10 protein-coding genes are annotated in these 14,493 nt (G+C 58.7%); 6 read left to right on the top strand and 4 right to left on the bottom strand.

Annotation, left to right across the window (positions count from 1 at the left end; genetic code table 11):
- Positions 1–150: 150 nt before the first annotated feature.
- From NJH59_RS11080 to NJH59_RS11070, 3 genes are all read right to left on the bottom strand, one after another.
- Positions 151–819: an inovirus Gp2 family protein gene (locus NJH59_RS11080; protein ID WP_253086783.1), complete on the bottom strand. Its 669-nt coding sequence runs from the start codon at positions 817–819 to the stop codon at positions 151–153.
- Positions 820–1,308: 489 nt separating this feature from the next.
- Positions 1,309–1,488, bottom strand: coding sequence for an AlpA family transcriptional regulator (locus NJH59_RS11075; RefSeq protein WP_023442851.1), 180 nt, complete (start codon positions 1,486–1,488; stop codon positions 1,309–1,311).
- 78 nt (positions 1,489–1,566) lie between these two features.
- Positions 1,567–2,427, bottom strand: a complete 861-nt coding sequence (locus NJH59_RS11070) for a hypothetical protein (RefSeq protein WP_253086782.1) — start codon at positions 2,425–2,427, stop codon at positions 1,567–1,569.
- 654 nt (positions 2,428–3,081) lie between these two features.
- On the opposite strand from NJH59_RS11070, the gene NJH59_RS11065 reads away from it, so the two are divergent.
- Together NJH59_RS11065 and NJH59_RS11060 are read left to right on the top strand one after the other, a co-directional pair.
- Complete coding sequence (locus NJH59_RS11065) at positions 3,082–3,798, top strand: hypothetical protein (protein ID WP_253086781.1); 717 nt, start codon at positions 3,082–3,084, stop codon at positions 3,796–3,798.
- Between the two features lie 1,699 nt (positions 3,799–5,497).
- Positions 5,498–7,702 (top strand): OsmC domain/YcaO domain-containing protein, encoded by a 2,205-nt coding sequence (locus NJH59_RS11060; protein ID WP_253086780.1) that lies wholly within the window; start codon positions 5,498–5,500, stop codon positions 7,700–7,702.
- A 99-nt stretch (positions 7,703–7,801) separates the two neighbouring features.
- Here NJH59_RS11060 and metE read toward each other — a convergent pair whose 3' ends face one another.
- Positions 7,802–10,090, bottom strand: coding sequence for a 5-methyltetrahydropteroyltriglutamate--homocysteine S-methyltransferase (metE, locus tag NJH59_RS11055; RefSeq protein ID WP_253086779.1), 2,289 nt, complete (start codon positions 10,088–10,090; stop codon positions 7,802–7,804).
- A 208-nt stretch (positions 10,091–10,298) separates the two neighbouring features.
- On the opposite strand from metE, the gene NJH59_RS11050 reads away from it, so the two are divergent.
- The 4 genes from NJH59_RS11050 (at position 10,299) to NJH59_RS11035 (ending at position 14,435) form a co-directional block, all read left to right on the top strand.
- Complete coding sequence (locus tag NJH59_RS11050) at positions 10,299–11,675, top strand: cystathionine beta-synthase (RefSeq protein ID WP_043864322.1); 1,377 nt, start codon at positions 10,299–10,301, stop codon at positions 11,673–11,675.
- A complete protein-coding gene (locus tag NJH59_RS11045) occupies positions 11,672–12,838 on the top strand; it encodes a PLP-dependent aspartate aminotransferase family protein (RefSeq protein WP_043864321.1) in 1,167 nt (388 codons plus the stop codon). Before NJH59_RS11050 ends, NJH59_RS11045 begins: the two co-directional genes overlap by 4 nt.
- A 101-nt stretch (positions 12,839–12,939) precedes the next feature.
- Positions 12,940–13,470, top strand: coding sequence for a sigma-70 family RNA polymerase sigma factor (locus NJH59_RS11040; protein WP_043864320.1), 531 nt, complete (start codon positions 12,940–12,942; stop codon positions 13,468–13,470).
- Positions 13,467–14,435, top strand: coding sequence for a FecR domain-containing protein (locus NJH59_RS11035; protein ID WP_253086778.1), 969 nt, complete (start codon positions 13,467–13,469; stop codon positions 14,433–14,435). The genes NJH59_RS11040 and NJH59_RS11035 overlap by 4 nt, the downstream gene beginning before the upstream one ends.
- The last annotated feature ends 58 nt before the right edge of the window (positions 14,436–14,493 follow it).

Below are 14,493 nucleotides of genomic sequence, written 5' to 3'. Positions count from 1 at the left end.
CCATGCAATTGCGCAAAAACCGCCAGTAGCCCATTTTGGGCAATGGGCAAGGCATCAAGCTCAACACAGCGAACGCAACCAGCCGGCCGGAAGCCTTTTGAATTACACAGACCAAATACCACTCAGAGCAGAGAGGGTTCTCTATACCCTCTACCCTCGACTGCATCCAAAACCATGAGCTCCATCCCCATAACGCTTTGTGGCAGCTTTGCAGAGGTAACTAGCTCGATGAAACAGTTCAGGTAACTGGTCCACATTTCCAGGTCGAACATTCCGATCTACTCGGTACTCTGCGTTCTTAGGGATTTCCACCAAGCCCTGCACTTGCTCAACCTCGCACTTCAGAGCGCTAGCCCAAGCCTCCTGCATGCGGCTGATCATATTAGGCCTCTGTGATTGCAACCGCCCGACTGTGTAGTAGGCGTCTCTGTTAAGCAGGATCAGCAGGTGGTAATGCGGTCGCCCTCCCCAGCCCACTTCTCTCGCCCAGACGTAACGCACCCTGCAGGCATGGGCGTACTTGTGCTGCTCACGTGCTTTCTCACGGTCATGCTCAATTTTTGCCTTGAACGACTCGATGAACCTACTAATCACACGGTTTGACAACGCATCATCCGGAATACCCCCAAAACGCGGAAGACGCAGGTCCACCCTGAACGCAATCACCCTAGGATACTGATCAAGTGCAAGGTTGATGGTGCGACTCAGGGCTTCAAGGTATCCAAGTATAAAAGGGCCTTTTTCACCCATTATCGGCAGGCCCTGGAAAGTATCTGCTGAGTACAAACGAAGATTACGGTTCTCTGAAAAACGACGCATGGTTACTACCTACTCTACTGAAGTTCATATCTTCAGTCGGCTTGGTAGTTATTTACACGTTCACCGCAACCCATTTAGCTAGACCTCAATGAGCTCATCACGCAGATACCAAAATTCAATATCGATCACCTAAACCATACTGCCAACCGCAAGGTATAAATTAGACATTCATGATAGATACCCGTTAGAGGGACCTCTATCACCTTAACCTAATGATTCAATATCAGGCCCTGCATGAGTGATAGGCAGGAGTTATTAAACAGTAGCACTTAGAACACTAAAGCATACTACCCGCACCGAAAGCTCCAAAAGCATAAACCCTAGAGAAAGTTAAAACGTTCCTGTTCAGAGCCAGAAAAACAACGCCACCAAAAGGTCCGGCAAAAAAACATCATGTCCGGGAGTCAACCGGACATGATGTTTTCATTGAAAGAAAATAAATCAAACAAGAAGCAGACCAGCTGCCAAGAACAAGCCCATCAAGACCTACTAATTTCGCTCAACTAGCCTAGACTGAATCCAGGAATGAACCTCTGACTCCAACCAGCCAACAGAGCGCCCGCCTAACGAAATAGGCTTCGGAAATATCCCTTCAGCAACGTACTTATACACCGTAGATCGGGCCAGACCAGTAATTTCAATAACCGTTTTCATTCGAAGTATGCGCATGACCAACTCCTCAAATCCGTACACAGGATCTAGGAGGCCGGTAAAGAGTTACTGACCATTACTGGCATACAGAGCGATTTACCCCCGATACCGATAGCGCGTGGGAGTATGAACCTGAAAAAGAAGGCCAAAACGATAACGGTCAATCTCAGGCACCTCCTCCTCACTTGAAAACCTCTCACACGTAGGCTCGCCAAGATTGCTCTCATTCATGACATAGCACTCTCCTGCTCGAAAACTATTACCAGGAACAATCAACAAAGACCGGCCAACAGCAAACCGCCCAAAGTATGTACCGGGCTCAAAACTCGGCAGGATCTGCAACCCGGCAATTTCGTACGCAAAACCCTTAGCACTTAAAACCAAACTCTGCACACGCCGAGCCATCAAAACAGCGACTACATAAACAAACTCAAAAAACAGCTCGCTTCGAAGGCCATCATCCTTGAAATCTCGCCCTGTGCCCGTTCCTTTACTGAAATCTTTCTTGATTCGCAGCTGCAATTCATCATCAGAATTAAACTGACCTAGTTCCAAGGCTTTCCAATGCTTGGACAGTAGCCCTGACGCGTACTCCTCCAATCTAACCTGAAGCGCCCTCGACGAGCTTCTATCCTTGGCTAAAGAAGAAAACAACCCCGCCAGCGCATTAAATCTATCGCTATCAGGCAGTATTCCAGAAAACTTTTTATGCCTCTCGAATTCCAGCCCTTTGCCAAGCCCCGCAGAGCCAATGATGGCTGCAATCTCACTCATCTCCCCCGAATCCCCACTGGATTTCGAGACGAAAGTTAGCACGATCGCTCCCGAACTACCTTTTTGAAAAAACCCATGATGAAAATTAATAAAGTAAACTGACTTTGAAACGCCCAATACAACAGATGTTGCAACACCCGGAATCACTCCTCTGATGACCCTCAGAGCGATCAGCTTGTGCACCTGGGCCTTTATTCGATCTCGATTCAGACCAGTAGCCTGGGACAGCCTGGATACTCCGATTCCCCGTACAATCCCAAATTGATCGGCGTATAGAAGCAGAGTGGACAGTAGCAACCTATTACAAACACTCAAGCCACCCTTACAATTTTCCGCAGAAGGGTTCAGTACGTGATCAATTCTCGGTCTATTTATCACATTGAGTTTTTTGTTTTCGTCTTCTAACAACCTAGACAACTTACTTGACGCCCGATATCCACTCTTGGGGCGTCCCCGCCCGCAGACAATAGGTGTGCGTATCAAAAGATCTTCGGCCACCAATTCAGCCAGAGCGCTAGATACCACACGATCCGTAGCACCTGAGGCCTTGGCTAACTCCTTAACCCCGATTGTGATCGACTCCCACAACCCGTACAGCTGCACGAACCTTACAAGGACAAACTTCGCCTCAGGGCTGACCCCAGCCAATCCAAGACCCAACAGAACGCAGTGCATCACCCACCCTCACCTCTTCAGGAAGGCGGCCATTAAATCGTAGAATAACACCCTGTTTCAAGCGCATGGAGAATAGTCTATGCTACTACGTAACGTCACTCCGTAACGCAACACTAAAAATCACTCCATATAACTTTAATAAACGCATTGGCGAGGAATTCATTGAAAAAGGCACACAACAGACTTGAATGGATAGAAAAAGACAACCCAAACATGCTTAAGTGGGCCATCCGATACCTAAACAACCACAGAGCAAATATTCCCGAGCAAACCACCTACGACGGGCTTATAAGGGAATCTGAGAAATGGCCTGAAAGCAGTGAAATACGAGAGATTTTAAGAAAGATGAAAGGCGCCTGGCGCCAAAAGAAACTGAGAGAAAGCCTAAACGGGAAAAAGCCCAGCAACTTTATACTTTCGACCTCGACAAAGAAACATCTGGAAAATTTAGCCAAATCAAGACGCAGCAACATAACTGAAACACTGGAATGGCTAATTAAAAATGGACTTGAAGTAAAAAACCAATACCGCGACCAACTCAACGAGCTAAACAAGCTCCACCGCAAACAACTCGACATTTATGAAATAGCAGCTGTCACTCTCACTGAAAAACTCAGCGAAGCCCTGACCGAAATCTGCAAATTAATGCTTCAAATTGAAACATTAACCCCCTGCCCAGAAGGTCTTCCAACCCCACAAAAGGACCAGATCGAAACACTTTTCAGAAAGAAAAAATCAACACTCTTGAAATCAAATACAATCATAAAAAGAGACTCCATACTAATACACGAAAGACAGATACAACCAACAATTCATTACCTTGAGCAGGAACAGGAACAGGAACAGGAACAGGAACAGGAACAGGAACAGGAACAATGAAGATGTCATAAAAATCACTCTACCTATACTTTAACCGACAAATTATCACTATCCATGATAGGTATACGGAGCCCTGCGCTCAGTATTTAATTCCGCTTGAAAATTATCCGGCGAGCACTTTGAGTTCGGAATAACACCGCAAGCACGCTGATCGCTCTCAATAGTCTTGGCATGCTAGCTCGATGCTGTTCGCTCTTGCAGCTACGCCTTGTAAAACCTTTTAGCGCGTTATCCATCCCCTCTGGCTTCCGTAGACTGGCCTATTGATACCGATTAAACCCCGCACTGAGAAGCCTCTCTCATAACAAAATTTTCCTGTAATAGTCACCAACTTTTTTATAGGCGATGATGCATGGCCATTTTAGATAGCTCTTCCCCCTCCAGTTAGAGCCACTGTACGATCCGACCTGAGTCTGCCCCAAGACCTCAAGAGTGATTTTATAATGCTAATCAGAAGACACTTTTACGTTTGTGGCTCGGCCAAAATATTCCGAGTTTGGATTTAATTGAATGGATGTTTAGGCCTAGTAAAGCGTCCTTGTTTTCTCGCCTGGGATGGTACTAACAATTCCATATAGCCATGAGTGAAGGCTCAATCCGCCTTTGTCTTGGCAATTTTGATGAATGCCGTCAAGATTTCGAAGTCGCTAGACCGGCACCGCCAGAGAGTCTGACTGTTCTGGCAGAATGGATGCTGTCTTCTGGCGCGTGAACGACTGCTCATTTCGGGTGGATCGTCCCCCGACTTTCACACAGAACCTAGTCTAGACCATCACTGATTTTGCTCACCAGTTTGAGTAGCCAAACACAGTCGACTATCGCACACCTTAAATCGCACTTACTGCGTGGCAGCAATTTTCAACCACGATTGACGTTGGTTTAACTGCATTATCCTGATGATGTATATTAGCGGCATGTATAAGTGCGCAAGGGTGGTATCTTATTGATTCAAAATCAATTTTCTCTTTCCAGTCCTGTGGTAAATATAGGACAGCCTGCAGAACCTTTCACGCGCAGGGCTCCGGGTATTAGTCCAGCGGACCTGACGCACGTCAGACCTATCCCGAGCCTCAGGCTGGAGCTTTTTTCAAATGGCCTCGACGTGATCAGGCCCAACCACTGCAAGCTGAAAGAAGCTTGTGAGTGGAGCAGAATCTCCAAAACCCTCAGCAAACTAACTTGTGTGCTTCAGGAAGCGGTGAAATGATGTTATTCGGAGAGTCAAAGGATGACCCGCCTCCATGCCTCAAGCTTGGTGCCGCTTACGCCGGATCCACGAAAGCCCCGCCATTATCAGGAGGAGGGCTACGGCGGCAAACCAGGTGCGTCAGGCTCTACGCCCACACAACAGCACCAGCATCATTCTTAGAACGCGGATGCTGCCTCACAAACACGTTTCAGTATTCACTGTCACTGACCAAACAGAATACGGGTACAAAACCGGGTATAAAAAGGTAGAAACATCATAAAAACCATAAAAATAAATAGCTATAGGCCATGACTTCTGGTTTAACGTCTAAGCCCCGACCCGGGTCGCCACGACGCCCGACGCACACCAAACCCCTTGAGCGTTTACGCCTCAGGGGGTTTTGTTTTTACCGGTGTCGGTCACGCCTTCGGGTGACATGCCAAGACTTCCAGGCAAAAAGCCGGATAATGGCGGCCAATTCGTTTCGCACTTTCAGCACGGTATTCCCGCATGGAAATCAAGGTCAATTTTCTCGACAACCTTCGACTTGAAGCCAAGTTCGATGACTTCACGGTGGTGGCCGACCAACCCATCCGCTACAAGGGCGATGGTTCGGCACCCGGCCCGTTCGACTATTTCCTGGCCTCCTCGGCCCTGTGCGCGGCCTACTTCGTCAAGCTGTACTGCGAAACGCGCAACATCCCCACCGACAACATTCGCCTGTCGCAGAACAACATCGTCGACCCGGAAAACCGCTACAACCAGATCTTCAAGATTCAGGTCGAGCTGCCGGCCGACATCTCGGCCAAGGACCGCCAGGGCATCCTGCGTTCCATCGACCGCTGCACCGTGAAGAAGGTGGTGCAGACCGGTCCCGAGTTCGTGATCGAGGAAGTCGACAACCTCGATGCCGACGCCCAGGCCCTGCTGATGCTGGACGCCCAGGCGCAGACGCGCACCGTGATCGCCGGCAAGGACCTGCCGCTGGAACAGACCATCGCCAACATGTCGGGCATCCTCGCCAGGCTGGGGATGAAGATAGAGATCGCCTCGTGGCGCAACATCGTGCCCAACGTCTGGTCGCTGCACATCCGCGATGCGCATTCGCCCATGTGCTTCACCAACGGCAAGGGTGCAACCAAGGAAGGCGCACTGGCCTCGGCACTGGGCGAGTTCATCGAACGCCTGAACTGCAACTTCTTCTACAACGACCAGTTCTGGGGCGAGGACATCGCCAACGCCGACTTCGTGCACTACCCCGACGAGCGCTGGTTCAAGCCGGGCCGCAAGGACGCGCTGCCGGCCGAGATCCTCGACGCCCACTGCCGCGAAATCTACAACCCCGACGGCGAACTGCGTGGCTCGCACCTGTACGACACCAACTCGGGCAACACCGAGCGTGGCATCTGCGCCCTGCCCTTCGTGCGCCAGTCCGATGGCGAGGTGGTGTACTTCCCGTCCAACCTGATCGAAAACCTGTACCTGAGCAACGGCATGAGCGCCGGCAACACGCTGGCCGAGGCGCAGGTGCAATGCCTGTCGGAGATCTTCGAGCGCGCGGTCAAGCGCGAGATCCTCGAAGGCGAGCTGGCCCTGCCCGACGTGCCGCAGGACGTCATCGCCAAGTACCCCGGCATCCTCGCCGGCATCCAGGGCCTGGAGGCCCAGGGCTTCCCGGTGCTGGTCAAGGATGCGTCGCTGGGCGGTGAGTTCCCGGTAATGTGCGTGACCCTGATGAACCCGCGCACCGGCGGCGTGTTCGCCTCGTTCGGCGCGCACCCAAGCCTTGAAGTGGCGCTGGAGCGCAGCCTCACCGAGCTGCTGCAAGGGCGCAGCTTCGAGGGTCTGAATGACCTGCCGCAGCCGACCTTCGAAAGCCAGGCGGTGACCGAGCCGAACAACTTCGTCGAGCACTTCATCGACTCCAGCGGCGTGGTGTCGTGGCGCTTCTTCAGTGCCAGGGCCGACTTCGAGTTCGTCGAGTGGGACTTCTCCGGCCAGGGTGAAAACTCCAACGCCGAAGAAGCTGCCACCCTGTTCGGCATCCTCGAAGGCATGGGCAAGGAAGTGTACATGGCGGTGTACGAGCACCTGGGTGCCACCGCCTGCCGCATTCTGGTACCGGGCTACTCGGAGATCTACCCGGTCGACGACCTGGTGTGGGACAACACCAACAAGGCGCTGCTGTTCCGTGCCGACATCCTCAACCTGCACCGCCTGGACGATGACGCCCTGCAAGCGCTGGTCGAGCGCCTCGAAGACAGCGAACTGGACGACTACACCGACATCACCACACTGATCGGCATCGAGTTCGACGACAACACGGTGTGGGGTCAGTTGACCATCCTGGAGCTCAAGCTGCTGATTCACCTGGCGCTGGAGCGTTTCGAGGAGGCCAAGGAGCTGGTGGAGACCTTCCTGCAGTACAACGACAACACCGTCGAGCGCGGGTTGTTCTACCAGGCGTTGAACGTGGTGCTGGAAGTGGTGCTGGACGACGAGATGGAGCTTGAAGACTACGCCGTCAACTTCCGGCGCATGTTCGGGGACGAGCGCATGGATGCCGTACTGGGCTCGGTGGATGGCAGCGTGCGTTTCTACGGCCTGACCCCCACCAGCATGAAGCTCGAAGGTCTGGACCGTCACCTGCGCCTGATCGACAGCTACAAGAAGCTGTACGCGGCACGTGCCCGTGCGGTAGCGGGCACACGCTGATACAACGCCGATCCTGCAGGCCATGGCCTGCAGGATCGGCGTTGCCAGGCTTGTTCGTTCGCCAACAGGTCGCGGTGGCGGCCAACAAGCCTCGAACGATCACCCCAGCTCGTTGCGCAACAAGCGGGCAGCACTCACCATGTTCGCCAGCGCCGCCTCGGTTTCCGGCCAGCCGCGGGTCTTCAGGCCGCAGTCCGGGTTGACCCACAGGCGCTCGACCGGAATGCGCCGGGCAGCCTTGCGCAGCAGCTCGGCCATTTCCGAAGCCTCCGGCACCCGGGGCGAGTGGATGTCGTAAACCCCCGGGCCGATCTCGTTCGGGTAGTGGAAGGCTTCGAATGCCTCCAGCAGTTCCATGTCCGAACGCGAGGTTTCGAGGGTGATCACGTCGGCATCCATGGCGGCAATCGATTCGATCACATCGTTGAACTCGCTGTAGCACATGTGGGTGTGGATCTGGGTTTCGTCGCGCACGCCCGAGGCGCACAGGCGAAACACTTCGGTAGCCCAGTCCAGGTACTGCTGCCACTGCGCCCGGCGCAGCGGCAGGCCTTCGCGAAACGCCGCCTCGTCGATCTGCACGATCTTGATGCCGGCCGCCTCCAGGTCCACCACTTCATCGCGGATGGCCAGCGCCAGTTGTCGCGCCTGCACCTCGCGCGACACATCTTCACGCGGGAACGACCACATCAGCAGGGTCACCGGCCCTGTCAGCATGCCCTTCATCACCTTGTCGGTCAGGCCCTGTGCGTAGCGGATCCACTCCACCGTCATGGCATGCGGTCGACTCAGGTCGCCGAAGATCACCGCCGGTTTCACACAGCGCGAACCGTAGCTCTGCACCCAGCCGAAGCGGGTGAACACGTACCCATCGAGCTGCTCGGCAAAGTACTCGACCATGTCGTTGCGCTCGGCTTCACCATGCACCAGCACGTCCAGGCCCAGGCGCTCCTGCACCTGCACGGCGTGGCGAATCTCGCTGTGCATCGCCTCCACGTATTGGCCCTCGCTCAGCTTGCCCTGCCTGAACGACTGGCGTGCCAGGCGAATGGAACCGGTCTGCGGGAACGAACCGATAGTGGTGGTCGGCAACAGCGGCAGGTTCAGGCGGGCACGCTGGCGGGCAATTCGCGTGGCAAAGGGCGAGTGGCGCTGGCTGTCCTTCTCGCTGATGGCTGCCACACGGGCCTGCACCGCCGGCTTGTGGATGCGCGTGGAGGCAGCGCGGCTGGCCTGCACTGCACGGCTGCGGGCCAGGGCCTGCACCACCGGGGCCGCCTCGGGCTGGTCGAGGGCATGGGCCAGGAGCGCGACTTCCTCGCACTTTTGCACGGCAAAGGCCAGCCAGCTCTTGAGCTCGGCATCGAGGGCGTCTTCACGGCCCAGGTCTACCGGGCTGTGCAGCAGCGAGCACGACGGCGCCACCCACAGGCGCTCGCCCAGGCGTTCATGGGCGTGCTGCAGCACGGCCAGGGCCTTGTCCAGGTCGCAGCGCCACACGTTGCGGCCGTTGACCACACCCAGCGACAGCACCTTGTAGGCCGGCAGGCGGTCGAGAATGGTCGGGTACTGCTCGGGGGCGCGCACCAGGTCGATGTGCAATCCGTCGACCGGCAGGTTGGCCGCCAGCCCCAGGTTCTCCTCCAGGCCACCGAAGTAGGTGGCAACCAGCTTTTTCAGCGGGTCGCGCTGGATCAGGTTGTAGGCACGCTCGAAGGCGTTCTTCCACGCCTGCGGCAGGTCCAGCGCCAGGATCGGCTCGTCGATCTGCACCCACTCCACACCCTGTGCCGCCAGGCGCTGGAAAATCTCGCCGTACAGCGGCAGCAGGCGCTCGAGCAGCTCGAGCTTGTCGAAGTCGCCGCCCTTGGTCTTGCCCAGCCACAGGTAGGTCAGCGGGCCGATCACCACCGGCTTGACGTCGTGGCCCAGGGCCCTGGCCTCGGCCACTTCCTCGAACAATTGTTCCCAGCCCAGGCCGAACTGCTGGTCGGCGCTGAATTCAGGCACCAGGTAGTGGTAGTTGGTGTCGAACCACTTGGTCATCTCCTGGGCATGCGCACCGCCACAGCAGCTGTCGCTGACGCCACGCGCCATGCCGAACAGTGTCTGCAGGGTGGCCTTGCCGTGCTGCGGGCGAAAGCGCTCGGGCACCACGCCGAACATCAGCGAATGGGTCAGTACCTGGTCGTACCAGGCAAAATCGCCCACCGGCAGCAACTGGATGCCGGCCTGGCGCTGCAGGGCCCAGTGGGCCTTGCGCAGTTCGCTGCCCACAGCACGCAGGCCCGCCTCGTCGAGCTCGCCTTTCCAGAACGCTTCCTGCGCCTTTTTCAGTTCGCGGTCGCGACCGATACGGGGGAATCCGAGTGAGTGGGCCAATGCCATGACAATGCTCTCCTTAGGGGGTGATGGCAGCCATTGTCGGCAGGGCCGCAGAATGAGACAAACTCATTTAATTTCAGATCAAATCAAGTTCTGCTCATGTAAAGACATCGACAGCGCTGCGCCTGGAGGCGCAACCGGCTGGCCGGCCAGGGTTGCGAGGCCCCTGATCTGCGCCTAAGGTCAAACGACCCCGAAGCGAGATGACGTCATGCCCAACGCCTCGAACCCCGCCGTACTTGCCCTGATCGGCAACACCCCGATGGTGCAGGTGAGCCGCTTCGATACCGGCCCCTGCACACTGTTCCTCAAACTCGAATCACAGAACCCCGGCGGCTCGATCAAGGACCGCATCGGCCTGGCCATGATCGATGCCGCCGAGCGCGACGGGCGCCTGCGCCCCGGCGGCACCATCGTCGAGGCCACCGCCGGCAACACCGGCCTGGGCCTGGCGCTGGTCGGGCGGGCGAAGGGCTACCGGGTGGTGCTGGTGGTGCCCGACAAGATGTCCACCGAGAAGGTGCTGCACCTCAAGGCCATGGGCGCCGAGGTGCACATCACCCGCTCCGACGTCGGCAAGGGCCACCCCGACTATTACCAGGACGTGGCCGCACGGCTGGCGGCGGACATCCCCGATGCGTTCTTCGCCGACCAGTTCAACAACCCCGCCAACCCGCTGGCCCACGAGACCAGCACCGCCCCGGAAATCTGGGCGCAGACCCAGCACGATGTGGACGCCATCGTGGTCGGCGTGGGCTCGGCCGGCACCCTTACCGGGCTGACCCGTTTCTTCAAGCGCGTGCAGCCGGGCCTGGCCATGGTGCTGGCCGACCCGGTGGGCTCGGTGATGGCCGAGTACAGCCGCAGCGGCACCCTGATCACGCCTGGGGCGTGGGCGGTAGAAGGCATCGGCGAGGACTTCGTGCCCTCGATCGCCGACCTCTCCAGCGTGCGCCAGGCCTACTCGATCAGCGACGAAGAAAGCTTCGAGCATGCGCGTCAGCTGCTGCGCGCCGAAGGCATTCCGGGCGGCTCCTCCACCGGCACCCTGCTGGCCGCCGCGCTGCGCTACTGCCGCGAGCAGACCGAACCCAAGCGGGTGGTCAGCTTTGTGTGCGACACCGGCACGCGCTACCTGTCCAAGGTCTACAACGACCAGTGGATGACCGACCAGGGCCTGCTGCAGCGCACCCGCTACGGCGACCTGCGCGACCTCATCGCGCGCCGCTTCGAGGATGGCCGGGTGATCAGCGTGCGCCCCGACGACACCCTGCTCACTGCCTTCCAGCGCATGCGCCTGGCCGACGTGTCGCAATTGCCGGTGCTGGTCGACGGCCAGCGCCTGGTGGGCGTGATCGATGAATCCGACATCCTGCTGGGCATGCATGAAGACCCGTCGCACTTCTCCCTGAGCGTGGCCAGCGCCATGACCGACCAGCTGGAAACCCTGCCGCCGTCTGCCAGCCTGGCGGCGCTGCAGGCCGAACTGGACCGTGGCCTGGTGGCGATCATTGCCGACGCCTCGGGCTTTCACGGCCTGATCACCCGTGTCGATATGCTTAACCACTTGCGCAGAGCACTCCCATGACCCAGCACGACAAGACCGCCTTCGCCACCCGCGTGATCCATGCAGGGCAATCGCCCGACCCGTCCACCGGCGCGCTGATGCCGCCGATCTATGCCAACTCCACCTACATCCAGCAGAGCCCCGGCGTGCACAAGGGCCTGGACTACGGGCGCTCGCACAACCCCACGCGCTGGGCACTGGAGCGCTGCGTGGCCGATCTGGAGGGCGGCACCCAGGCGTTCGCCTTCGCCTCCGGGCTGGCGGCGATCTCGGCGGTGCTCGAACTGCTGGATGCCGGCTCCCACATCGTTTCGGGCAATGACCTGTACGGCGGCACCTTCCGCCTGTTCGAACGGGTGCGTCGACGCAGCGCCGGGCACCGCTTCAGCTTCGTCGACCTGTCCGACCTTGCCGCGTTCGAGGCAGCGTTGCAGGACGACACGCGCATGGTGTGCATCGAAACCCCGAGCAACCCGCTGCTGCGCCTGAGCGACCTGGCGGCCATCGCACGCCTCTGCCGCGCACGCGGCATCCTCTGCGTGGCCGACAACACCTTTGCCAGCCCATGGATCCAGCGCCCGCTGGAACTGGGTTTCGACATCGTGGTGCACTCGAGCACCAAGTACCTCAACGGGCATTCGGACGTGATCGGCGGCATTGCCGTGGTGGGTGACAACGCCGAGCTGGCCGAGCGCCTGGGCTTCATACAGAACGCGGTGGGCGCCATCGCCGGCCCGTTCGATGCCTTCCTCACCTTGCGCGGGGTCAAGACCCTGGCCCTGCGCATGGAGCGCCACTGCAGCAATGCCCTGGCACTGGCGCAGTGGCTCGAACAGCAACCGCAGGTGGCGCGTGTGTACTACCCCGGCTTGCCCTCGCACCCGCAGCACGCCCTGGCGCGCCAGCAGATGCACGGTTTTGGCGGGATGATCTCGCTCGACCTGGCTACCGACCTGGCCGGTGCCCGACGCTTCCTGGAGCAGGTACAGATCTTTGCCCTGGCCGAAAGCCTGGGCGGTGTGGAAAGCCTGATCGAGCACCCGGCGATCATGACCCATGCCACCATCCCCGAGCAGACGCGCGCGCAACTGGGCATTGGCGACGCCCTGGTGCGCCTGTCGGTAGGCGTGGAAGACCTCGATGACCTGCGCGCAGACCTGGCCCAGGCACTCGCACGTATCTGACCCCCATCAGCGCAAGCCAGCCCCTTGCTTGCGCTGATTGCTCAATGCCCGCCGGCTGAATATACTTGATAACTATTCTCATTCGGTACGGGCGCCACACGATGACCTCCCCTCCTTGCGGCTACCGTACCAACGTGGCCAGCCTCTACAGCGACAATCACGGCTGGATCCAGCAGTGGCTGGCGCGGCGTCTGGGCAACGTGCACGATGCCGCAGAGCTGGCCCACGACGTATTCCTGCGCCTGCTCGCGCAACCGCGCGAGTTCAGTAGCGACGGGCATGCGCGGGCCTACCTGAGTACGGTGTCCAAACACCTGTATGTGGATTTCCAGCGCCGCAAGCAGGTCGAGCGTGCATGGCAGCAGACGCTGGCCAACCAGCCGCAACGCATCGCCCCCTCCGAAGAGCACCAGGCGTTGATCCTGGAGACCCTGGGCCAATTGCAGGCCATGCTCGAACGCTTGCCGGCACCTGTGGCCGAAGCCTTTTGCCTGGCGCAACTGCAGGGCCTGAACTATCGCCAGATCGCCACGCAGCTGGGTGTAAGCGAACGCACGGTCACCAAGTACATGGCCCAGGCCATGCTCCAATGCCTGCTGCTGGAAGTGGAGCTGGACGGGGCCTTGCTGTGAGCGCGGCCCTGGACTCTGCCACCCTGGAGCAGGCCGCCGACTGGTTCGCACGCCTGCGCGCCGCGCCAGCCGATGCGGCCTTGCGGGGCCAGTGGCAACAGTGGCTGGAACAACAGGAACAGCATCGTATCGCCTGGACCTACGTGGAGCGCATCAGCCAGCGCTTCGACAGCCTGCAACCGCAAGCCGGGGCGGCGCATCAGACGCTCGCCAGCCTGCGGCGTGCGCAACGCTCCCGCCGCCAGGTGCTAAGCAGCCTGTGCGTGCTCAGCGGTGGGGCGACGCTGGGCTGGCTGGGCTGGCGACGCCACTGGGTGGACGACCTGCAAGCGCTCACTGCCGGCACCACCACCGCAGTGGGCGAGGTACGTCGCCAGGTGCTGGCCGACGGCACCCTCCTGTGGCTCAACAGCGCCACCGCCCTGGATGTACAACTGGACGGGCAGCGCCGGCTGCTGACCCTGTACAGCGGTGAAGTGCTGATCGAGACCGCCGCTGAGGCGCGGCCCTTCCAGGTGCAGACCCGGGCCGGCAGCCTGGTGCCCCTGGGTACGCGCTTCAGTGTGCGCCAGCAGGGCGCCCGCACCCTGCTCAACGTGTACGACGGCGCGGTACGCGCCACCTGTGCCGCCAGCGCAATACAGCGGGTGGCCAATGCGGGGCAGGGCCTGGGCTTCGATGCCAGCACCATGGCCGCCACCACGCCAGCCTGCGCCCAACGCCAGGCCTGGAGCCAAGGCCTGCTGGTGGCGCAGGACATGCCACTGGGGGATTTCATTGCAGAGCTGGCCGACCATCGGCGCGGGCACCTGGCGGTGAACCCGCTGATCGCATCGTTAAGGGTCATGGGCACCTACCCGCTCAACGATACCGACCAGGTGCTTGCCATGCTCGAAAGCGCCTTGCCGGTGCGAGTGTCACGACGCTTCGACTGGTGGGTGACCCTGGAGCCTGCCGAAAAATAAAAAGCGTCAGGTGCTTCCGGTTTTTGCGGCTCATTCGAATTAGAGGAGAACACCCTTT

The sequence above is a fragment of the Pseudomonas sp. VE 267-6A genome, assembly GCF_024126555.1.
GTDB lineage: Bacteria > Pseudomonadota > Gammaproteobacteria > Pseudomonadales > Pseudomonadaceae > Aquipseudomonas > Aquipseudomonas palmensis.
The sequence above is the reverse complement of the archived record's forward strand: the minus strand, read 5'-3'. Positions and strand labels throughout refer to the sequence as shown.